Raw genomic sequence first — 21,357 nt, forward strand, 5'->3', positions numbered from 1 at the left:
GGTTTTACCGGTCGGTGACGCGCCTTGCTGCTTTCCCGCCGGACTTTAGTAACGTAGCAACCGTGTCTGCATCCCGCACCGAACGACTCCTGAACCTCCTCCTGGCTTTGCTCAATACCAAGGTGGGGCTTCCGCGTTCCGTCCTTCGCGAAAAGGTCTACCACGATTCAGCCGAGAACGACGTCGCTTTTGGGCGCATGTTCGAGCGCGACAAAGTGGACCTGAAGCAGTTCGGCTTCGAAATCGAAACATTGACCGATCCCCGCAGTTTTGGGGCCGACGACCCCGCGTCCACCCGATACCGGATCGGCAAGGACTCCAACCGGCTTCCCGAGGTGAACCTGACACCGGCAGAGAGCACGGTGCTCCTTCTCGCTGCGCAGTTGTGGGAACGCGCCGCTTTGGGTACCGCGGCAGCAAACGCCGTCCGGAAGCTGCAGGCTGCCGGTGGTTTCACGGACGTCGACCTGCCTGCCGGGGTTCAACCCCGCATCAAGCCCGCCGGACAAGCGTTCGACGACGTCGTGGCGGCCATGCACGGCAGGCATCCGGTCCGTTTCGGCTACCTTGCGGTCAGCACCGGACGCGAAGAAGTGCGTGAAGTGGAGCCGTGGGGTCTCGGGAGCCGGTTCGCCCAGTGGTACCTCGTGGGCTTCGACCGGGGGAGGGGAGCGAAGAGGCTCTTCAGGCTCTCGCGCATGACGACAGCGGTAACGGTCGTAACCGGAGGCAGTTTCGAGCCCCCGGCGGGATTCAACGCCCGGGCCGAGCTTGACGCCCTCAACGAACTGCCCATCCAACAAGCTATCCTCGACGTTGACAGCGGCCGGCTCCTCGCGCTCCGCAAGAGGGCTGTCCGGCCCGGCTCGACTCCTGCCATCAGCGACCCTGACGGTGACCGTGACCGCATCGTGGTGGAGTTCCGGGATCCTGAGCAGCTCGCCGAAGAGCTGGCATCCTATGGACCACACGCCACGGTGATCGAACCCGCAGAGTTGCGGTCCGCCGTCGTCCGCCGCCTTAAAGCTGCCTTGGACTTCGACGCCGCGCCGGAGCCACCGGTGATCTTCCCCGAAGCCGGACCGACGCCGCGGGCGCGCAAGCGTACATCGGAGGACCAGCTGGCCAGGATGCTGCAGCTCGTCCCGTTCCTGGTCCACCACCAGGGCCTGCACATCCAGGAAGTCGCAGACCACTTCGGCATCAGCCGCAAAGCGCTGATAGACGATCTCAAGATCCTGATCTGTTCCGGCTTGCCGGAAGGCTATCCGGACGACCTCCTGGACATCCAATGGGAAAACGACCATGTCTACATTTCCGAGCACCTGGACCTGAACCGCCCCGTACGCTTCAGCGAAGACGAAGCAGCGGCCCTCCTGACCGGGCTGGCCATGCTGGGAGACCTACCGGCCCTGGCGGGCATGCCTGAGGACGAACCAGGGAGCGCACTGGAGTCCGTCACCATCAAGTTGACCGGCGCTGCGGGGCAGGCTGGTCGGCTGGCGGGGTCGGTCGCAGGCCAATCCGTGGCACCCGAACAATCCCAGGCCTTCGCCACCATTACCAAGGCCATCCGGGACGGCGAGCAGCTCCGGCTGAGGTACTTGTCGCTACAGCGGGACGAAGTTTCAGAGCGGGATGTCGACCCCTTGCGGCTCTTTTCCCTCGACAACACCTGGTACTTCGAAGCGTATTGCCACAGCAAGGAAGGGCTCCGGAATTTCCGGCTGGACAGGGTTGAGTTCCTGGAGCCGAACGGCCGTCCGGTATCCGGGACGGTGACGGCTCCGGACGCCTTCCCGGCGCGGCTCTACACACCCAGTGATGACGACGTGCTGGTAGTGCTGCAACTTACCCGGCAGGGCGCTGGGCTGGCTGACGACTACTACGCCGAGCGCACGGCGCAATTGCCCGACGGCGGCCTCCTGGCTGAGGTCCGGTTCGGCAGCGCGGAGTGGCTTCCCATGTTTGTTTCCCAGAACGGCGGGTCGGTGCGTATTCTCACTCCTGGGGCCTTGCGGCAGGCAACCCGCGCATGGATCAACGAGGCCCTGGCTGGATACGACTCTTCGTCGGCCGGCCAGGCTGGCTAGACTACTCAGATGCCTTGGTGGTTCTGGATCCTGTTGTGGATCGCGCTCATTGCCCTTTCGTTGCTCCTCCACGTGACGCTGGGGTATCGGTTGTTCAGGAAATTCATGACAACTGTTCATGAATTGGCTGACGCAGGTAAACGTTTCAGCAACCTTCCACCGGTCCCGAAAACCTCCGATGTTGAAACGCCCGCGGACCGCCCTGAACCGGGTTCCGCCATTTTTGCCTCCCCGGAGCAGATGCGTCATGATTACCTGACGGCCAAAGCCTCCCGACAGGAAGTTCGGCGTCAAAAACGCGTCAAACGCAAAGCCGAGCGGGGTCAGCCACAATCCCTGCACGACATGGAATTCAGATAGACGTAGGATGTATCCAAAAGGAAAGGACCTCCCCACATGAGGCTCGAAGGCTGGCATCTCATCATCATCATCGTCCTGGCTCTGGTGCTTTTTGCCGCACCGAAGCTGCCGTCCATGGCGCGCAGCATTGGACAGTCGATGCGCATTTTCAAGTCTGAAGTCCGGGAAATGAAGAAGGACGGTTCTTCCGAAACGAAGGATACGCAGCAACCTTCCGACGCCGTTGAAGGCAAAGTGGTAGGGCACCCGGATGTGAAGGCACAGAACAACGGCGAAACCGACGTTCCGCCCGCTAACCGCGTCTAAGAAGAAGTGGTAGAAACGAAGGGGCGCAAGACCAACCCCGAAGCCCGGATGGCGCTCCTTGACCACCTCAAGGAGCTCAGGAACCGGCTCTTCAAGGCTGCTATCGGCGTCATTGTCGGAACCGTGGTGGGCTTCATCGTCTACCAGCCGCTCCTTGAAGCGCTGATCAAACCGATCAAGGACCTCAACGCCAAAGAGGGCAGGGCGGCCACCCTAAACTTTGACGGTGTGGCCAGTTCCTTTGACCTCATGGTCCAGGTGTCGGTGTTTCTTGGCGTGATAGTTTCCAGCCCCGTCTGGATCTATCAACTGTGGGCGTTCATTGTCCCCGGGCTTCACAAAAAGGAGCGCCGCCTGGCGCTGTCGTTTGTGGCGGCGGCAGTTCCCCTGTTCATTGGTGGTGTCCTCCTCGCGTGGTTAGTGCTGCCCAACGCAGTGCGCGTGCTGACCGACTTCACCCCGATCGGCGGTTCAAACTTCATCAGCGCCGAGATCTACTTGGCGTTCGTCCTCCGGCTGTTGCTGGCTTTCGGTATCGCCTTCCTTGTTCCGGTGGTGCTGGTTGGCTTGAACCTCGCGGGAATCATCAAAGGTAAGCAACTCGTCAAGAGTTGGCGCATCACCATCTTCCTGGTGTGCCTTTTCGCGGCCATGGCCGCTCCGGGTGCCGACGCAATGAGTATGTTCTACCTGGCCGCCCCCATGTTGCTGCTGTTCTTCGCAGCCGTTGGACTGTGCCTCGTCAACGACAGGCGCCGGGAACGACGCTCCCTGAAGCGTGCTGCTGAGACTGAAGCCACTGCGGACATCGCCACCTCTGCCGCGGATCTGGAGAATCTGTAGACCTCGGCCTACTAGGCTTGAGGCATGTCCTCCACTTCCGGGTCTCCATCACCGTCCGACCGTTACCAGGCCGCAGCCCAGCGGGCGGCCGAGTCGAAAACGTATCTCGGATCCTTTGCCCGTTCGCTTGATTTCGAACTCGACGACTTCCAACGGGACGCGTGTCGCTCCCTTCAGGAGGGGCGGGGAGTCCTGGTGGCCGCCCCGACCGGTGCCGGCAAGACAATCGTTGGCGAGTTTGCCATCTACCTTGCCTTGGAACGCGGCCTTAAGGCTTTCTACACCACCCCCATTAAGGCGTTGAGCAACCAGAAGTTCTCCGAATTGGCGGCCAAGTACGGTGCGGCCAATGTGGGACTGCTGACCGGTGACACCACCATTAACGGCGACGCTCCTGTGGTGGTCATGACCACCGAGGTCCTTAGGAACATGTTGTACGCCGATTCGGAGACGCTCGGTGATTTGGGCTTCGTGGTGATGGATGAGGTCCACTACCTGGCGGATCGCTTCCGCGGGGCGGTGTGGGAAGAAGTCATCATCCACTTGCCCAGCGAGGTACAGGTTGCTTCCTTGAGCGCTACAGTCTCCAACGCCGAGGAATTTGGCGCGTGGCTGGACACCGTCAGGGGCGACACCGACGTCATTGTCTCGGAGCACCGGCCCGTTCCACTCTGGCAGCACGTAATGGTGGGCCGCGAGATCGTTGATCTTTTTGCCGGGGACACTACGTTCGATGAAATAGCTCCAGCCGTGCCGGGCCCACTGGACCCCGAGGTGCCTGATCTCTCCGAGAACGCCGAGATCCCTGTCGAGCCAAGCGGCCCCCAACGCCGCAAAGTGTCTTCCGCGCGCTCCGCATCGACCAAGGCGAGCCAAAGCCTCGTTAGCCGGGAATTTGAAGTGAACCCCGACCTCCTGGCCATGGCACGCTCGGAAAGCAGGATGAACTCAGCCGGCCGATACGGGCACGGGGGCCGGAGCCGGCGCCGCCAGGACCGCTACAGGGAGGAGCGGCAGCAGTCCGAGCAACGCAGCCCGGTCCGCAAAGCCAGCCGCCCCCAGGTGATCGAAAGCCTGCGTCGCCAGGATCTGCTGCCTGCCATCACCTTCATCTTCTCCAGGGCGGGCTGTGACGCCGCGGTTGCCCAGTGCGCGGCATCGGGGTTGTGGCTCACAACCGAGCGCGAGCAACAGATCATTGCCCAGCGCGTGGACGAAGCAAGCCACGAAATTCCTGCAGACGACCTCGATGTCCTTGGCTTTTGGAGCTGGCGGGACGGCCTGGTCAGGGGCTTCGCCGCCCATCATGCCGGCATGCTCCCTACCTTCAAGGAGGTAGTGGAAAAGCTCTTCGCAGACGGTCTGGTCAAAGCCGTGTTCGCAACAGAAACACTCGCTTTGGGCGTCAACATGCCGGCGCGCTGCGTGGTCCTGGAAAAGCTCGAGAAGTTTAACGGCGAAGCGCACGTCAACATCACCGCGGGGGAGTACACCCAGCTCACGGGTCGCGCTGGACGACGCGGCATCGACGTCGAGGGCCATGCGGTGGTGCTGTGGCAGCCCGGAACTGATCCCACCGCCGTCGCAGGCCTTGCTTCGCGGCGCACCTATCCCTTGAACTCCAGCTTCCGCCCCACGTACAACATGAGCATCAACCTGATCGCCCAGTTTGGCCGTGTGCGGGCGCGCGAAATCCTTGAATCATCCTTCGCGCAGTTCCAGGCGGACCGATCCGTCGTTGGCCTCGCCCGGCAGGTGCGCGGCCGCGAAGAGTCACTGGCTGGGTATGCAAAGTCCATGCAATGCCATTTGGGGGACTTCACCGAGTACTCCAAGCTCCGCCGCGACCTCAGCGATGCCGAGAACTTCGCGGCCCGGGATAACCAGCGCGCCCGCCGCTCCCATGTAACCGACTCGTTGACACGGTTGATCCCTGGGGATGTCATCAGCATCTACAGCGGCAGATTGGCTGGGCACGCAGTGGTCCTCGAGGTGGATCGGAATGCCCGCGAACCGCGGCCCTCCGTGCTGACATCCGATAACCAGCTCCGGCGCATCGGTGTCCACGACCTGGAGGGGCCCGTGTCACCGGTTACCCGCATCAGGATCCCCAAATCCTTCAATTCCAAAGTACCCAAGGCCAGGCGGGACCTTGCCGCGGCCATGCGTCATGCCATCAGTGAGGACGTACCCCAGAGCCGTCGCAACAGCAGGCACGAGGACTTCGGTTTGGGTGCCCGGCTCCCGGACCAGGAAAAAAAGATTGCGGATCTGCGCCGTGCATTGCGCGCCCACCCCTGCCACGGATGCAGCGAACGCGAGGACCACGCCCGCTGGTCGGAGCGCTGGTGGAAACTGCGCAAGGAAACCGACGGACTGGTTCGCCAGATCCAAGGCCGGACCAACACGATCGCCAAGACGTTCGACCGTGTCTGCGATGTCCTCTCGGCCTATGGTTACCTGGAGACCGACGACGCCGGTCATGTGACGATCAGCGCTGATGGCCAGCGTCTCCGCCGCATCTACGGAGAAAAGGACCTCCTTATCTCCCAGTCGGTCCGGCAGGGCGCCATCAACGACCTTGATGCCGCAGAGCTCGCTTCCCTGGCCAGTACCTTGGTGTACCAGGCCAAGCGCGAGGACCGAGGGCTCAGGCCGAAGATGCCCTCGGTTTCGCTCGAGTCGGCCGTGGACATCGTGGTGCGTGAGTGGTCACAGCTGGAGGACACAGAAGAACACCACAGGCTCCCGCTGACCGGGGAGCCCGAACTTGGACTGATGTGGCCCATGTACAAGTGGGCCAAGGGACGCCACCTCCAGGATGTCCTCAACGGCACCGACCTCGCGGCCGGCGACTTCGTCCGTTGGGCGAAGCAGGTAGTGGATCTCCTGGACCAACTGGCCAAAATTCCCCAACTGGACCCCCGCCTGTCCAGGATCTGCCGCGAGTCCATCGACCTGGTCCGGCGCGGCGTCGTGGCCTATTCCACCGTGGCCTGACGCCACCTCCATGAATTACCGTCTTCAACCGCTCAAGGAGCTCAACGCATGAACCAGCCAGGCGTGCCTGCCGGCCATCACCACGCAGGGACCGGCAAGAAGGTCACCATGTACCGCAATGGTTCGATCTATACAGCTGCGGATCCGTTCGCAACAGCCATGGTGGTCGACGGCGATACCGTTGCCTGGGTGGGCTCTGAGCAGGCCGCAACCTCCATTGCGGATTCATCAATGGACATCATTGACCTTCGCGGAGCCTTGCTCGCACCAGGCTTTGTCGACTCGCATGTGCACCTGACAGAAACCGGGCTGGCCCTGTCGGGGCTGCAGCTGGGCGCTGTGCGTTCGGCCAGGGAACTGCTCGACGCCGTTGCTTCTTCGGGTGGTACGGGAACAATCCTGGGCCACGGTTGGGACGAGACGCTGTGGGATGATCCCACGCTTCCTACCCTCGAAGAACTGGAACGGGCATCGGGGGGCCGCCATGTGTACCTCTCACGCATCGATGTCCACTCAGCACTGATCACGGCTTCGCTGGCTGCCGAGGCCAACGCAGCGGGCCTGGACGGGTGGTCAGGAACCGCGCAGGCAGTGCGGGCGGCACACACAGCAGCCCGGCTGGCAGCCCGAAAATTCCCGGAAGACCAGCGGCGCGCATATCAGGAGCGGGCCTTGAAGGAAGCATCCGCCAACGGGTATGTGGCGTTGGCAGAGATGTCCGCACCCCACATCTGCGGCCCGGAAGACCTTCGCTTGGCGACATCATGGAATGGGCAGCCGGGCAGTCCCGAGGTACTTCCGTACTGGGGTGAGCTGGCTACCTCCGAAGAGCATGCCCGGAGCATCCTGGCAGGCCTGGGTACCGATGTGAGAGGACTCGCCGGGGATCTCAACATGGATGGGTCCCTGGGTTCAAGGACGGCCGCGTTGCTGGATGATTACTCTGATGCACCCGGTCAACGCGGCAGCCTGTACCTCGGGGTGGATGACGCAGCGAAGCACATCGCAGCTACGTCCTTGCTGGGCATCCAGGCAGGCTTCCACGTTATCGGCGACGCCGGGCTGGCCGCGGTACTGGACGCGCTGGACGTGGCCGCCGCCGAGGTGGGGGAGCAGCGCATCCGTGCAGCCAGCCACCGCCTGGAACATGTCGAGATGGCTGACCAGGCCGCCATCGACAGACTGGCCAAGTACTCCATTACCGTCAGTGTGCAGCCGGGCTTCGATTCCGCGTGGGGTGCAGCTGGCGGCCTGTATTCGCAACGCCTCGGCGCGCGAAGCCAATCCATGAATCCCTTCGCCTCCTTCTACGCCAGCGGAGTCCCCATTACCTTCGGCAGTGACAGTCCGGTCACACCGTTGCGCCCCTGGTCCAGCGTCCGCGCCTGTTTGGAGCACAGCAACCCCGAGCAGCGGATCTCAGCCAGGGCTGCGTTCCTCGGCCACACCCGGGCCGGCTGGCGGGCCACCAAGCATCGGAACCCCCTGATGGGCCAGCTCGTGCCCGGCGCCCCGGCCAGTTTCGCGGTGTGGGAAGTCGACGAACTCATGGTCCAGGTTGCCGATAGCAGGGTCCAGTCCTGGAGCACGGACCCCCGTGCGCGGACACCCCTGCTGCCTGCCCTGGACACCGGCACCGATCCGCGTTGCCTCCAGACTGTCCGGGAAGGACAGGAGCTATTCGCCCATGAGGCACTCAGGTCCTAGCTGGCGAATTTTCCGCGGAGAGCGAGTGCTCTGAGCTGGGAAGACAGACGGATCCGCAGGTCATTGACTGGTTGACAGCATGCTGTGAGTCCGTAGCATTGAGGCTCAACGGATGATCAACTTAGAGGCAGCACACGGAGCCTAACGGTCCAGCCGTGGCCGGTTTTCCATGTTGGCGGCACATGAGTGGGCAGATCCTCGGTGACCCAGAAAACAGTTTGTCCTGGACTTCGCTTCCCGGCACTACTGGCCCTGGGCCTGCGGAGCTGCCCGCACATGTGTTCGGCGCCACAGCCGCCCGAGGAGGTCCCGGCGTCGTCCTATAATGGAGAGTTGCGCCAGAATGCCAGCCGACTGGCTGGTCCGGCACACTGACCGCTCCATCAAGGAAAGGCCTCTTCTTGCGTGTCCTGACGATCATTCCCACCTACAACGAGCTCGAATCGCTCCCCAAGACCCTCGGGCGCCTCCGCGCAGCAGTTCCCGATTCCGATGTCCTGGTGGTTGACGACAACAGCCCTGATGGCACGGGACAGTTGGCCGACGGCTTCGCCGCGGAGGACAGCAACGTCCATGTCCTGCATCGGAAGGGCAAGGAAGGCCTGGGGGCCGCCTACATCGCAGGCTTCAAATGGGGTCTCGCCGCTGGGTACGACATCCTGGTCGAAATGGACGCCGACGGTTCGCACCAGCCGGAGCAACTTCCCCTCCTCCTGGATGCAGTCAAGGACGGAGCAGACCTCGCCATGGGTTCCCGCTGGGTGGAAGGCGGCAGCGTCGTCAACTGGCCGCTCTACCGCCAGGCCATCTCCCGGATCGGCAGCACATATGCGCGCATCATGCTGGGCGTCAAGATCAAGGATGTCACCGGCGGCTACCGCGCATTCCGTCGCAGCACGCTGGAAGCGCTGAAGCTGGACGAGGTCGAGTCGGTTGGTTACGGCTTCCAGGTTGACCTTGCCTGGCGCGTAGCCAAACTGGGCCTGCGCATCGTAGAGCGACCCATTACGTTCGTGGAGCGCGAACTCGGTGCCTCGAAGATGAGCGGCAACATCGTTGTCGAGGCCATGATCAATGTCACCAGGTGGGGGCTGGCAGCACGCTGGGCCAAACTCACCCGGAAGTCGCAGGCGGTGACCAAGTAACCGCCACTGCACACCAAAAAGGCCGGCTCCGATTTCCCTACGGGAATCGGAGCCGGCCTTTGGTGTATCTGGCTTGCTATGCGGAGCGGCGTTCTCCACGGCGCTCACGCAGAATGTTCAAACGATCCTCAAGGATCTGCTCCAGTTCGGGAAGGCTGCGGCGCTCAAGGAGCATATCCCAGTGCGTACGGACAGCTTTCTCGTTGGCATCCACGGGACGCTCGCCATCAACCAGGAGTGCTTCCTTGCCGGTCTTGGAAACCCAAACCGGGGGGATCTCGGCTTCTGAGGAGAAGGTCACGAAGACCTGCTCTCCATCTTCGCAACGGTACTCGACCCGCTGGCGCGGTGCCGGCTCAACACCGGATTCGGTTTCCATGCTCTGGGCGCCAAGACGCATACCCCGCAGGCTGCGATCGCTCATGATTACTCCCTCTGTCTGTTCGCGGAGCAGTAACCCCGCGCTAGCCGTAAGCCGTTTTCACGATCCTTACGGACTACTTCTGCACACCTTGCATCACTAATTGCAACGCCTGGCAAAGCTTTTATGTTCCATCCACGCTGAACCAGCCGGACAAATATCCCATTATACGCGGATCGGCGCTCCGTACTCAAAAGGGGCCGGACGCGACGAACGGCCAGCCACTGGGGCTGGCCGTTCGTCGCGTGTTGGCGCTGCGTTTACTCAGCGCTCCGGGACGGCGCCGCCGGTGTAGTCTCGGCGGACTTGGCTTGTTCGTTACCGCCAAAGAGGCCAGCTACAGGAGACTCTCCCGTAGCGCCCCCGAGGGCACCGCCGATTCCCTTGAGTGCCTCGCCGACTTCGCTGGGAATGATCCACAGCTTGTTGGAGCTGCCCTCGGCAAGCTTGGGAAGCGTCTGCAGGTATTGGTACGCCAGCAGCTTTTGGTCCGGGTTCCCCTTGTGTATCGCGTCGAACACCTTCTGGATGGCCTGGGCTTCACCATCGGCCCGGAGGATAGCAGCCTTCGCATCACCTTCGGCGGCGAGGATAGCGGCTTGGCGCTGGCCTTCCGCTGTGAGGATCTGCGACTGCTTGGTGCCCTCGGCGGTCAGGATGGCCGCGCGGCGGTCACGTTCAGCGCGCATCTGCTTTTCCATCGAATCCTGGATGGAGTGGGGCGGATCAATGGCCTTGAGCTCGACCCGTGAAACGCGGATTCCCCAACGGCCTGTTGCCTCGTCCAACACACCACGGAGTTGGCCGTTGATCTGGTCGCGGGACGTCAGTGCCTCTTCGAGGTTGAGCCCACCCACCACGTTACGCAGCGTGGTAGTAGTCAGCTGCTCCACAGCCTGGATGTAGTTGGCGATTTCGTAGGTGGCCGCCCTGGGATCAGTGACCTGGAAGTACACCACGGTGTCGATCGAGACCACCAGGTTGTCTTCGGTAATGACCGGCTGAGGCGGGAAGGATACGACCTGCTCGCGCAGGTCAAGCAACGGCAGGAGCCGGTCGACGAACGGGATCAGGATGGTGAGTCCCGGATTGAGCGTGCGCTGGTACTTACCAAGCCGTTCAACGACGCCGGCGCGCGCCTGCGGGATGATCCTCACCGAGCGGACCAACACTATGATCACAAAAATGACGAGAACAATCAGCACAATTGCTGCTGCTGTTCCTCCTAAGCCGTCCATACATCTCCTTCGTTCCCCAATTGCGTGGTTTGATGCCGCTCTGCACGGGAGTCCCCGCCGGCCCGATAACCGGCAGGCGGGTGTCGCGCCCTAGAGCGGGCTGTTTTCGGCAGGCGTGGCGACCACTGCCGTCGCGCCGTCAATCCTCGTGACCTGGACTGTCTTTCCGGCGTCCAGGGTGCCGGCGGCGCTGCGGGCTGTCCAAACGTCGCCGCCTATTTTGACGAGTCCACTGGTGCCGGTAACGGCTTCAATGACCAAGGCAGGTTGTCCGATCAGGCGGTCGATGTTGGAACGCTGCTCTTCAGGCCCCTTGTGAAGGTGCCTCAGGGCAACGGGCCGCAGGAAGACGATCATCAAGAGGGAAACCACGCAGAAGACGACGATCTGCAGCCATAGTTCGGCACCGGCGAAGTCGGCGACCAATCCTGCAAGGGCTCCGCCGCCCAGCATGATGAAGAAGAGGTCGAGAGTCAGCATCTCCACCACTGCAAACGCGAGGAAGAGGGTGAGCCACAATGCCCACCAATTCTCGCCGAGCCATTCGAACATCGGTTCCCCCTTGGTCCCGGACCCCTTCAGGAGGGATCACAGTCGCTGTTCTTCCATCCTAGCCCGGCGCGCCCTCCCACGTCAGGACACGGTGAACACGCTGATCCGGAACATGGCGGTGGTGGAAACGGAACCGTCGAATGCGGCCAATTCAGCCAACTTCCCGTCCTTCAGGTGGTGCCCCGCGGGTCCCATATATGCAAGGTCCGCCATCTCCGGGCCGCGCAGCGTCAGGGCGATGTCCAGGTCCACACTGGACGTTGACGTGAAATGCCCACGCATGGACTCGGCGAGGCGTTCCGCTTTGCCTTCCTCGATGCCGAGCATGCCCGTGCGCTCGGCGATCCCGGCCAGGTGGCCAGGCCGAGGAGTCACTACCACCAGCGTCCCCCCGGGACGGAGGACACGGGCGAACTCCGCCGGATTCCTCGGCGCAAAGACCACCATGACGGCGTCCACGGTGTCATTGGCCAAGGGCAAGGGGCGCCAGATGTCCCAGACGAGGTTGGCCACCTCCGGATTCAGCCGGGCAGCCCTCCGAAGGGCGAACTTGGAGATGTCCAGGCCTACGGCAGAAGTGCCGGATCCCTGTATGGCCTGATGCAGGTAATGGCCCGTTCCCGTCCCAGCGTCAAGGACGAGGGACTCCGGCCCGTGGAGCACCGCCCTCACTGACTCCGCGACTGCCCCGGCAAGATCGTCATAGTGTCCCGCGTCAAGGAAACGCTGCCGTGCTGCAACCATGGCGGCGGAATCGGCTTCGAACACCGTGCCTTTGCCGGTCAGCAGGTTGAAGTATCCCTGCCGTGCCGCATCGAAATGGTGCCCGGACGGGCAAGTAAGGGTCCTTTGCGGCTTCTCCAGGAGCCGGAACGGCCCATGGCAAACAGGACAGCGGAGGGCCGCAACGGCATCAGGCAACATGGCTCCAATCCTACGGCGGGCCGGAGTGTCTGGTGCCGGCGCCGCAGCCGTCGGGCTAGGCTCACCAACGTGAAACCAGAGCAACTGCCTTTGCTGAACTCCGTGTCCGCCCCCGCAATCCACCCTGATGGCAGCAAAGCCGTCGTGTCCGTCACCAGGCCCGACTTCGACGCGGACAGCTACGTCGGCCAGCTCTGGACGGTCCCGTTGGACAGCACCAAACATTCGCGCCGAATCACCCGCGGGTTCCGTGACACCTCCCCGGCGTTCTCGCCCGACGGACTGGTCCTGGCCTTCATCCGCACCGAACCAGACGGTAAGCCGCAACTCTTCGTGGTGGAAGCGGCCGGCGGGGAGCCCCAGCGGATCACGGACCAACCGCTGGGAGTCTCCGGCTTCAGGTGGGCGCCGGACTCCCACCGAATTGCCTTCACCTCGCGCGTACCGGAGCAGGGGCGCTACGGAACGGTCGACGGCGTCGGTTCCGGAGCTGAGGACGCCCGCCTGGTCACCGCAAACCAGTACCGGATGAACGGGCTCGGCTATACCGCCGACCAGCGCCAGCAACTGTTCATCGTGGAGGTACCGGAGCTGGGCGGAGAACCGGCCGTCACCCCGCGGGGCAGGGCCGCGCACGAACAGCCGAAGAATCCATCCAAGGGAATTCCAGCGGCAAAGCAGCTCACGTTCGGCGATTCCGACCATGAGTCCCCATGCTTCTCCGCTGACGGCAGTGAGCTCTACTTCGTGGCGGCCCTCCATGAAGGACACGACGACGACCTCGTCACCTCCGTGTACCGGATCGCCACCCACGGAGGCCAGCCGACCGCCGTCGAACCTTCCAACGCCGGACGCCAAACCGTGACGGACGTCCACGCATCCTCCGATGGGCAGTGGCTGTTCTATCTTGCGCAGGATATGGGTGACACGGGCCGGGACTTCGTCGCGCGCAACACTGCGCTCCACGTCATGCCCGTCGGCGGGGGAGAGGCAGTAACCCTGACCGACGTCGAACATTTGGACGTGTCGGGACCGTTGGAGCCCAGTGGTCCTGACAGTGTGCTGGTCCTGAACAACGCGCTGGGCAGCGTTGAACTCTTGGAAGTGTCTGCCGGAGGAGCAATCACCCCGCTGGTGCACGGGGCCAGGGTCGTCCTAGGCGCCACGGTGGCAGCGAACGGTGAAATCGCGGTCAGCTTCTCCGACGCCGCCACAGTGGGCGACGTCGCAACCTTGGAACGCGGTGAAATCCGTCTCCTCACGGACTTCTCGGCCACACTCCGGAACGAGTCGCGGGTGATTGAGCCCCGGGAGTTCGAGGCTCACTCCGGCGATGGACACCCCGTCCAGGGTTGGGTTGTGCTGCCGGACGGGCCCGGTCCGCATCCGGTCCTCCTCAACATCCACGGCGGGCCCTTTGCCCAGTACACCGGAGCGTTCTTCGACGAGGCACAGGTATATGCTGCCGCCGGTTACGCCGTGGTGATGTGCAACCCCCGCGGTTCGTCCGGCTATGGCCAAGCCCACGGACGTGCACTCAAGGAACGCATGGGCACCGTTGACATGCAGGATGTCCTCGCTTTCCTTGACGCCGCTTTGGCTGGCTTCGGCACCCTGGATAAGGAGCGGGTGGGAATCATGGGAGGCTCATACGGCGGTTTCCTGACCGCATGGATCATCGCGCATGACCACCGGTTCAAGGCCGCGATCGTTGAACGCGGATACCTGGACCCTGTCAGCTTCGCCGGTTCCTCTGACATTGGCTGGTTCTTCGGCGCGGAATACACCGGAGGGACGGCCGCACAGATGGCGGCGCAAAGTCCTATGGCTGTCGTCACTGACGTCCGCACTCCCACCCTCGTGGCGCACAGCGAGAATGATCTTCGTTGCCCCATTGAGCAGGGACAGCGCTACTACTCGCAGCTCAAGTCGCAAGGGGTAGAGACAGCCCTGCTGGTCTTCCCTGGTGAGGATCACGAACTGTCCCGTTCCGGCACCCCGCATCATCGGAAGCAGCGCTTCGACCACATCCTTCGCTGGTGGGCGCGGTACCTTCCGACGGCTTCCAATCACCTGGCGTCATAGGACTTTGCAGGGGTTGAGGCCCCGCGCCACCACCTAGGGCTGGAAACCGAGGGTCCTGCGTGCTTCATCGACATCCGGGGCGGCCCACCGCGCTGAATGCTCCGCATTGCTGGACAGTGACCGTATCTCGGCCCGGTCCAGGTAGAGGGTTCCATGGAGGTGGTCTGTTTCATGTTGCACGATGCGGGCCTGCCAGCCGGAGAACCACTCTTCCACGGGCTCGCCGGCAGTATCGGTGTACCGCAACTCGACGTTCCGATGGCGTCTCACGACGGCTTGGTATCCGGCGACAGACAAGCACCCTTCGAAGAACGAGGCTGTCTCCGATCCCAGGGGCTTGTACGTCGGGTTGATGATGGCGAAGAACTCCAGCTGCTCCCGGTGCCGCACAGCGGCCGACGCCGGGTCAACCTCGTATTTGTCCTCAAGGACGGCCAGTTGAAGGGGGATGCCCAACTGCGGAGCAGCCAAGCCCACGCCCGGAGCGTCATGCATGACCTCACGCATCCGATCAACGAGTGCCAGCAACTCAACGTCGTCTATCTGGCCATCAAAGGGGGCCGCAACATGACGCAGGACAGGATGACCCGCCTGGACAATTGCCGGAAGCCCCTCTGCGTCAAGCAGCCTTCGGACAGCATCCCTGATCTGCGTGGGGTTGAAGTCGGTGGCGGGGCTGGGCGCCTCGGGATGAGGTTGATGCGTCATGCCTTTGAGCCTAACGCGGAAGTGTCCGCGACGGTGGGCTAGGCTCGACGGATGAGCCATTCCACTCCCTTGGACCAGGTCCTTGCCTTCGTCAGGACCGTAGAAGCCGGCGGCGGAGCTGCAGAACTGCGGCCGTTCCTCGCCGAGGACTTCACGCTCACCGAGTGGCCACACGCACTGTCCAAATCAGGTTCCACCCGCAACCTGGCCGAGACGCTCTCCGGGGCGGACCAAAGCAAGGACATCGTTGCCAAGCAAACATTCGACGTTGTCCGGACCACCTGCCAGGGTGACCGGGTCGTGCTCGAAATGAATTGGTCGGCCACACTGCTTCTTGACCTTCCCCACTGGGATCGCGGCGACACTATCCGGGCCCGCAGCACGGCCGTCTTCGAGCTCCGCGACGGGCTCATCATCAGCCAGGACACCTACGACTGCTACTACACCGCGCCGGAATAATCAGCGCATGGTGAAGCGCCGCTCCACCAGCGCTGCCACAGCAGGAAGCTCCAAAGCCGCAGCAAAAAGCCTGTTCCGGGTTTCCATAACGGCCGGAGGCAGCGGCCTGCCCAGCGCCATGTTCAAGCCGGCCTGCCGCGAAGCCCGTAACGCTGTCCTGCGCCTGGTTACCTCAAACCGTGCAAGCCGACGCCCAACATCATTCCCCATGAGGGAAGCGTGCATTATTGGCGCGAGTTCCGCCGCATCCAGCCATCCCAGGTTCATGCCCTGCCCACCAATCGGACTGATCTCATGGGCGGCGTCACCGAGCAAGACCACCCGGCCGTGAACCATCCTCCGTACCAGGCGGGACCGTACTTCAAAGGCACTGATCATGGTGTTGCTGGCCGGGTCAAGCACCTCGCCGGTCCTGGCCCCCACCAGACCGGCCAGCCCGGCCGCCGTCGAGCCTTGATCCGGTTCACCCAACCGCACCACCCACCTGCGCACCCCGCCCGGCAGCGGAAACGACTCCACAATCCCTTCCGGTTCCAAATACAGCACCGCATCGGAGCCATGACCGGTGGCGTCAGAGAAGTCACCCATGATGTAGCTGTCCGGGTAGCCCCGTGCCGGCAGTTCCGGAACGATCTGCCGGCGAACAGTTGAATGGGCACCGTCGGCGGCTACCACCAGGCGGGCGGTGAACTGTTTCTCCCCGGCGGGTATGGCCGCAGCCACCTCCACCACTCCTGAACTGTCCTCGACGAGGCTCATGACGTCGGCCCCGCGGATGATCGCTCCAGAATCAAGGCGCACTACGGCCTCCTCCAGGACCTTTTCGGTGAGGGGCTGCGGTACGGCGAGGATATAGGGGAAGTCCGGGTCACCGGAGAACGGCAGTTCGGCCACCCGCTTTCCGCGGCTGTACGCAAGTCCACGACGGATATGAACTCCGGCCTCTGTCAGTTCAGCCGCCACTCCTGCGCGTGCCAGCTGGCCCAGCGCCGGGGGATGAATACCGATGGCGCGGGACCGATGGCTCCGGGCGGGCCGCCGTTCCAGGATCCTGACCGTATGCCCCTGTTGCAGCAACAAGGCGCCCATGAACAGGCCTACGGGCCCGGCGCCGACCACCACAACGTCAAACACTTTCGCCCTCCTGACTGGCGCCTGCGGCATCGTAGACGAGCAGGGTGTGCCAGGGGCCGTTGGCTTCCACCGACCAGCTGCCAGGAACGGCGGACCGCAGTTCCGCACGGGTATAGCTGCGTTTGATGGACACCAGGCCGTCCCCGCATATGTAGGAGCCGAGGCCCAGAGGCCAAAAACCCGCCATGAACAGCAGGTAGGAGATATTGCTGCGCACGAGATCGTTGTGGAGGACGAGTCGCCGGCTCAGGAGCTCTGAGTCCCGTAGCACTCCGGCGAGCTGATCGGCGTCGAGGTGGTGAAGGATGTGGTTGGACATCACGACGTCGAAGGTCCGGCCCTCGGCTACCAGCTGGGAGCTGTGCGCGCGCCGGTAGGTGACACCCTCAACGTGGGGTGCATGGCGGGCGAAGTCGTACGCCCTGGGGTCTGGGTCGATCGCAGTCACCTCGAGCCGGAACCCATCGCGTTGTGCCCATCGCGCCAGGCTCCGGGCAACGTCGCCGCTGCCGCAGCCGACATCCAGCAATGTCACCGGATCCGAACCGGACATCAGGGGCCGGATGCGGTGCTCATAGGTGCGATGCCAGCCGGACAAGAGACTGTTGACCACCGGAAAGCGGGCGTAGGTCCGGTTCAGGCGCACGGGATCGCAGTCCGGCCTGTCCATTTCCTCCACGGCGTGCAGGTCCCTGTGCTTGAGGGAACCCCACGGGCTCACAGTGCGGGGGAGACCAACGTGAAAAGGCCTGTCTCCACCGTCAGGCCGGGACCAAACGCCATGGAGCAGATACGTTCCTCGCGTTCGGCCGCATCCCGTTCCAGCATGTACTTCAGGACGAACAGGACGGTGGCGCTGCTCATATTGCCGTACTCCCGCAGCGTCTCACGGGCCGGAACCAACTGCTCTTGGGTGAGTTCAAGCTTTGACTCGACCTTGTCCAGGATGCTGCGTCCGCCGGGGTGAATGGCCCAGTGCGTTATGTCGCGGTAAGGCAGGCCGGCCAGCTGCGGCTCCTTGGCCAGGAGTGGCTCCAAGGCTCCCGTGATGTGTTCCTCGATGATGTGGGGAACATAGGACCCGAGCACCATTTCGAACCCTTCATCGCCGATGTTCCAGGCCATCGCTTCCTCGCCCACCGGGGTGAGGACCGTCTCGAAGTGGTCCAGCCTGATGACAGGATCAGGACCTTCCGGTTCACGGGCCGTGACGATGGCAGCGGCAGCTCCATCGCCAAAAATGGCCGACCCCATGATCGTGTCGGGATCATTGGAGGTCCTTACGTGCAGCGAACAGAGTTCCACGCAGATCACCAGGACCACAGCCCCCGGATCGGCCTCGCAGAATTGCTTTGCCGCCTTGAGCGCGGGGAACGCGGCGTAACAGCCCATGAAGCCCAGGTGATAGCGCTGTACCGATGGGCTCAGACCCAATGCCCGGACCACTTTGTAATCCGGTCCAGGGTTGAAGAACCCCGTACAGGAAACCGTGATGACGTGGGTGATGTCGTCCAGGTCAATGCCCGCAGCCTGGGCCACCGCGGTCTTGCCGGCCTCCACGAAGAGCTTGGTGGCCTCGGTGGCAAAGATCTCGTTGCGGACCTTGGTGCTGGGGCTCAGCACCCTGTTCGTTTCCGGATCAAAGAACCTGGGATTCTCGGGATGGGCGTCAAGGCTAAGTTCTTCCACGGCCGTGTACCGGGTGTCGATCGCGGCGGAGTCAAAGCAAGTGGAGACGAGCCGTGTTCCCAGCCGGGTCAGGCCCGGTTGGGACGCAAAAACTTCCCGTGCTTGTTGCTGGATCAGGATAGTTGGCGGAACTGCGGTTTCTAGGGACCTCACATATACCGGCATGCTTCATTCTTAGCGAGTAAACCGTGGAAGACAATGGCAGAATCGAAGCTACTGGCCGAGGCTGGCCAGTGAGAGCCAGGGGCGCCAACGGGGGACTGTTGGGCAACGCCGCCTAACAGATGGAGAAATCATGAGTATCGCCACGGGCACGCACACATCATCTCCCGCGTCGCACGTCGCCGACACCCACGATCTGATCAGGGTCCAGGGTGCACGTGAGAACAACCTGAAGGACGTCACCATCGAGATCCCGAAGCGCAGGCTCACGGTCTTCACGGGTGTCTCCGGCTCCGGAAAGAGTTCGCTCGTCTTCGCAACCATCGCCGCCGAGTCCCAGCGAATGATCAACGAGACGTACAGTGCTTTCGTGCAGGGCTTCATGCCGTCCCTGGCGCGGCCCGACGTCGACATGCTTGAGGGCCTCACAACGGCGATCATTGTCGACCAGGAACGGATGGGCTCCAATCCGAGGTCCACGGTTGGTACGGCCACTGATGCCAATGCGATGCTCCGCATCCTCTTCAGCCGCCTCGGCCACCCGCACATCGGTTCGCCCAACGCCTACTCCTTCAACGTGCCAACGGTGAAAGCCAGCGGCGCCATCACCGTGGAGCGCGGGGAAGGCAAGACCAAGACGGAAAAAGCTACCTTCAACCGGCTGGGTGGCATGTGTCCCCGGTGCGAAGGCATGGGATCTGTCAACGACTTCGACCTGACGGCCCTGTATGACGACACCAAGTCACTCAGCGAAGGGGCGCTCACCATCCCGGGTTACACCATGGACGGTTGGTACGGACGCATCTTCAGCGGTTCGGGCTTTTTCAACATGGACAAGCCGATCGCCAAGTTCACTAAAAAGGAACTCCACGACCTTCTCTACCGCGAACCCACAAAAATCAAGGTTGAGGGAATCAATCTCACCTACGAAGGCGTGATCCCCAAGATCCAAAAGTCGATGCTCAGCAAGGACGTCGACGCCCTGCAACCACACATTCGCGCCTTTGTTGAACGAGCCATTACTTTCACCACCTGTCCCGAGTGTGACGGCACCAGGCTCAGTCCCGAGGCCAGGTCGTCGAAGATCAAAGGCAAGAGCATCGCTGATGTCTGCACCATGCAGATCAGCGACCTCGCCGATTGGATCCGGGGAATCGACGAGCCCTCCGTCGCTCCGCTGTTGAAGGGCCTCCAACACCTCCTGGACTCCTTTGCCGACATCGGCCTTGGCTATCTTTCCTTGGATCGCCCGGCGGGAACCCTGTCCGGGGGCGAGGCGCAGCGGACCAAGATGATCCGCCACCTGGGGTCCTCCCTGACCGACATCACGTACGTTTTTGACGAACCAACGATCGGTTTGCACCCCCACGACATAGAGCGCATGAACCAACTCCTGCTGCAGCTCAGGGACAAGGGCAACACAGTCCTTGTGGTGGAGCACAAGCCCGAAACCATCGCCATTGCCGACCACGTGGTTGACCTTGGACCCGGCGCAGGCAGCGGCGGCGGATCTGTCTGCTTCGAAGGCGATGTTGAGGGGTTGCGCGGCAGCGACACGATCACCGGCCGGCACCTCGACGACCGGGCGGGCATCAAGGCCTCGGTTCGTCCTGCCACCGGCAAACTCGAGGTCCGCGGCGCGTCCACCAACAACCTAAAGAATGTCGACGTCGATATCCCCTTGGGTGTCCTCTGCGTCCTGACCGGCGTGGCCGGTTCGGGCAAAAGCTCGCTGATCCACGGCTCAGTTGCCTCGCGTGACGGCGTCGTGGTGATCGACCAGGGCGCCATCCGGGGTTCACGCCGAAGCAACCCGGCTACGTATACTGGCCTGTTGGAGCCGATTCGAAAAGCGTTCGGAAAAGCGAACGGTGTGAAGCCAGCGCTCTTCAGTTCCAACTCGGAAGGCGCATGCCCCACGTGCAACGGTGCCGGCGTGATCTACACCGACCTTGGCGTCATGGCTACCGTCGAGTCGACCTGCGAGGAATGCGACGGGAAACGATTCCAGGCGGCTGTCCTGGAATACACCCTCGGGAAGCGCAATATTGCAGAAGTGCTTGCAATGTCCGTGGTCGATGCCGAACGCTTCTTCGCCGAGGGTGACGCCCGCACTCCCGCCGCCCACAAGATCCTGGAACGCATGGCCGACGTCGGGCTCGGCTACCTGACCCTCGGCCAGCCTCTCACTACGCTGTCCGGCGGAGAGCGCCAGCGCCTCAAGCTGGCCACCCAGATGTCAGAGAAGGGCGACATCTACATCCTGGACGAACCAACAACCGGCCTGCACCTGGCCGATGTCCAGAACCTCCTTGGCATGCTTGACCGCCTGGTCGAGTCCGGCAAATCGGTCATTGTTATCGAACACCACCAGGCCGTCATGGCCCACGCGGACTGGATCATCGACCTTGGCCCGGGTGCAGGGCACGACGGCGGAAGGATCGTTTTCAACGGAACGCCGGCTGACCTCGTGGCCGCCAAGGGGACGCTGACGGGGAAGCACTTGGCTGCCTACGTGGGTGCCTGAGCTC

At 62.9% G+C, this 21,357-nt stretch carries 18 protein-coding genes; 10 read left to right on the forward strand and 8 right to left on the reverse strand.

Features of this window, described 5'->3' with window-relative positions; genetic code table 11:
* Positions 1-62: 62 nt before the first annotated feature.
* The 7 genes from ACNQOP_RS01605 (at position 63) to ACNQOP_RS01635 (ending at position 9,454) form a co-directional block, all read left to right on the forward strand.
* Positions 63-2,093: a helix-turn-helix transcriptional regulator gene (locus tag ACNQOP_RS01605; RefSeq protein ID WP_416403113.1), complete on the forward strand. Its 2,031-nt coding sequence runs from the start codon at positions 63-65 to the stop codon at positions 2,091-2,093.
* Positions 2,094-2,102: 9 nt separating this feature from the next.
* On the forward strand, positions 2,103-2,453 hold the full coding sequence (locus tag ACNQOP_RS01610) for a hypothetical protein (RefSeq protein ID WP_416403114.1): 351 nt from the start codon (positions 2,103-2,105) through the stop codon (positions 2,451-2,453).
* A 36-nt stretch (positions 2,454-2,489) separates the two neighbouring features.
* Positions 2,490-2,759 (forward strand): Sec-independent protein translocase subunit TatA, encoded by a 270-nt coding sequence (gene tatA, locus ACNQOP_RS01615; RefSeq protein ID WP_235522029.1) that lies wholly within the window; start codon positions 2,490-2,492, stop codon positions 2,757-2,759.
* Positions 2,760-2,765: 6 nt separating this feature from the next.
* A complete protein-coding gene (gene tatC, locus ACNQOP_RS01620) occupies positions 2,766-3,602 on the forward strand; it encodes a twin-arginine translocase subunit TatC (RefSeq protein WP_416403115.1) in 837 nt (278 codons plus the stop codon).
* Positions 3,603-3,626: 24 nt separating this feature from the next.
* Positions 3,627-6,602 (forward strand): DEAD/DEAH box helicase, encoded by a 2,976-nt coding sequence (locus ACNQOP_RS01625; RefSeq protein WP_416403116.1) that lies wholly within the window; start codon positions 3,627-3,629, stop codon positions 6,600-6,602.
* 48 nt (positions 6,603-6,650) lie between these two features.
* Positions 6,651-8,309: an amidohydrolase gene (locus ACNQOP_RS01630; RefSeq protein WP_416403117.1), complete on the forward strand. Its 1,659-nt coding sequence runs from the start codon at positions 6,651-6,653 to the stop codon at positions 8,307-8,309.
* Positions 8,310-8,710: 401 nt separating this feature from the next.
* Entirely contained in the window at positions 8,711-9,454 is a 744-nt protein-coding gene (locus tag ACNQOP_RS01635; protein ID WP_416403118.1) for a polyprenol monophosphomannose synthase, read from the forward strand.
* A 76-nt stretch (positions 9,455-9,530) separates the two neighbouring features.
* Here ACNQOP_RS01635 and ACNQOP_RS01640 read toward each other — a convergent pair whose 3' ends face one another.
* From ACNQOP_RS01640 to ACNQOP_RS01655, 4 genes are all read right to left on the reverse strand, one after another.
* Complete coding sequence (locus ACNQOP_RS01640; protein WP_011774875.1) at positions 9,531-9,878, reverse strand: RNA polymerase-binding protein RbpA; 348 nt, start codon at positions 9,876-9,878, stop codon at positions 9,531-9,533.
* A 257-nt stretch (positions 9,879-10,135) separates the two neighbouring features.
* A complete protein-coding gene (locus ACNQOP_RS01645) occupies positions 10,136-11,113 on the reverse strand; it encodes an SPFH domain-containing protein (protein WP_416403119.1) in 978 nt (325 codons plus the stop codon).
* A 90-nt stretch (positions 11,114-11,203) separates the two neighbouring features.
* Positions 11,204-11,665, reverse strand: a complete 462-nt coding sequence (locus ACNQOP_RS01650) for an NfeD family protein (protein ID WP_257368064.1) — start codon at positions 11,663-11,665, stop codon at positions 11,204-11,206.
* Between the two features lie 81 nt (positions 11,666-11,746).
* Positions 11,747-12,589 (reverse strand): putative RNA methyltransferase, encoded by an 843-nt coding sequence (locus tag ACNQOP_RS01655; protein WP_416403120.1) that lies wholly within the window; start codon positions 12,587-12,589, stop codon positions 11,747-11,749.
* 69 nt (positions 12,590-12,658) lie between these two features.
* On the opposite strand from ACNQOP_RS01655, the gene ACNQOP_RS01660 reads away from it, so the two are divergent.
* Positions 12,659-14,674, forward strand: a complete 2,016-nt coding sequence (locus ACNQOP_RS01660) for a S9 family peptidase (RefSeq protein ID WP_416403121.1) — start codon at positions 12,659-12,661, stop codon at positions 14,672-14,674.
* A gap of 33 nt (positions 14,675-14,707) precedes the next feature.
* Here the strand turns inward: ACNQOP_RS01660 and ACNQOP_RS01665 are convergent, their stop codons facing one another.
* Complete coding sequence (locus ACNQOP_RS01665) at positions 14,708-15,382, reverse strand: peptide deformylase (protein ID WP_416403122.1); 675 nt, start codon at positions 15,380-15,382, stop codon at positions 14,708-14,710.
* Between the two features lie 51 nt (positions 15,383-15,433).
* On the opposite strand from ACNQOP_RS01665, the gene ACNQOP_RS01670 reads away from it, so the two are divergent.
* Positions 15,434-15,841 (forward strand): nuclear transport factor 2 family protein, encoded by a 408-nt coding sequence (locus tag ACNQOP_RS01670; protein ID WP_284985714.1) that lies wholly within the window; start codon positions 15,434-15,436, stop codon positions 15,839-15,841.
* Here the strand turns inward: ACNQOP_RS01670 and ACNQOP_RS01675 are convergent, their stop codons facing one another.
* The 3 genes from ACNQOP_RS01675 to ACNQOP_RS01685 are packed head-to-tail and all read right to left on the reverse strand — an operon-like array spanning position 15,842 to position 18,829.
* Entirely contained in the window at positions 15,842-16,975 is a 1,134-nt protein-coding gene (locus ACNQOP_RS01675) for an FAD-dependent oxidoreductase (protein ID WP_416403123.1), read from the reverse strand.
* The gene (locus ACNQOP_RS01680) at positions 16,968-17,696 is read right to left on the reverse strand and encodes a class I SAM-dependent methyltransferase (RefSeq protein ID WP_416403124.1); all 729 of its coding nucleotides are present in this window, start codon (positions 17,694-17,696) and stop codon (positions 16,968-16,970) included. Before ACNQOP_RS01680 ends, ACNQOP_RS01675 begins: the two co-directional genes overlap by 8 nt.
* A complete protein-coding gene (locus ACNQOP_RS01685; RefSeq protein WP_416403125.1) occupies positions 17,693-18,829 on the reverse strand; it encodes a type III polyketide synthase in 1,137 nt (378 codons plus the stop codon). The genes ACNQOP_RS01680 and ACNQOP_RS01685 overlap by 4 nt, the downstream gene beginning before the upstream one ends.
* A 130-nt stretch (positions 18,830-18,959) precedes the next feature.
* On the opposite strand from ACNQOP_RS01685, the gene ACNQOP_RS01690 reads away from it, so the two are divergent.
* The gene (locus ACNQOP_RS01690) at positions 18,960-21,353 is read left to right on the forward strand and encodes an ATP-binding cassette domain-containing protein (protein ID WP_416403126.1); all 2,394 of its coding nucleotides are present in this window, start codon (positions 18,960-18,962) and stop codon (positions 21,351-21,353) included.
* Positions 21,354-21,357: the final 4 nt, after the last annotated feature.

It is taken from the genome of Arthrobacter sp. LFS091 (genome assembly GCF_047977885.1).
GTDB lineage: Bacteria > Actinomycetota > Actinomycetes > Actinomycetales > Micrococcaceae > Arthrobacter.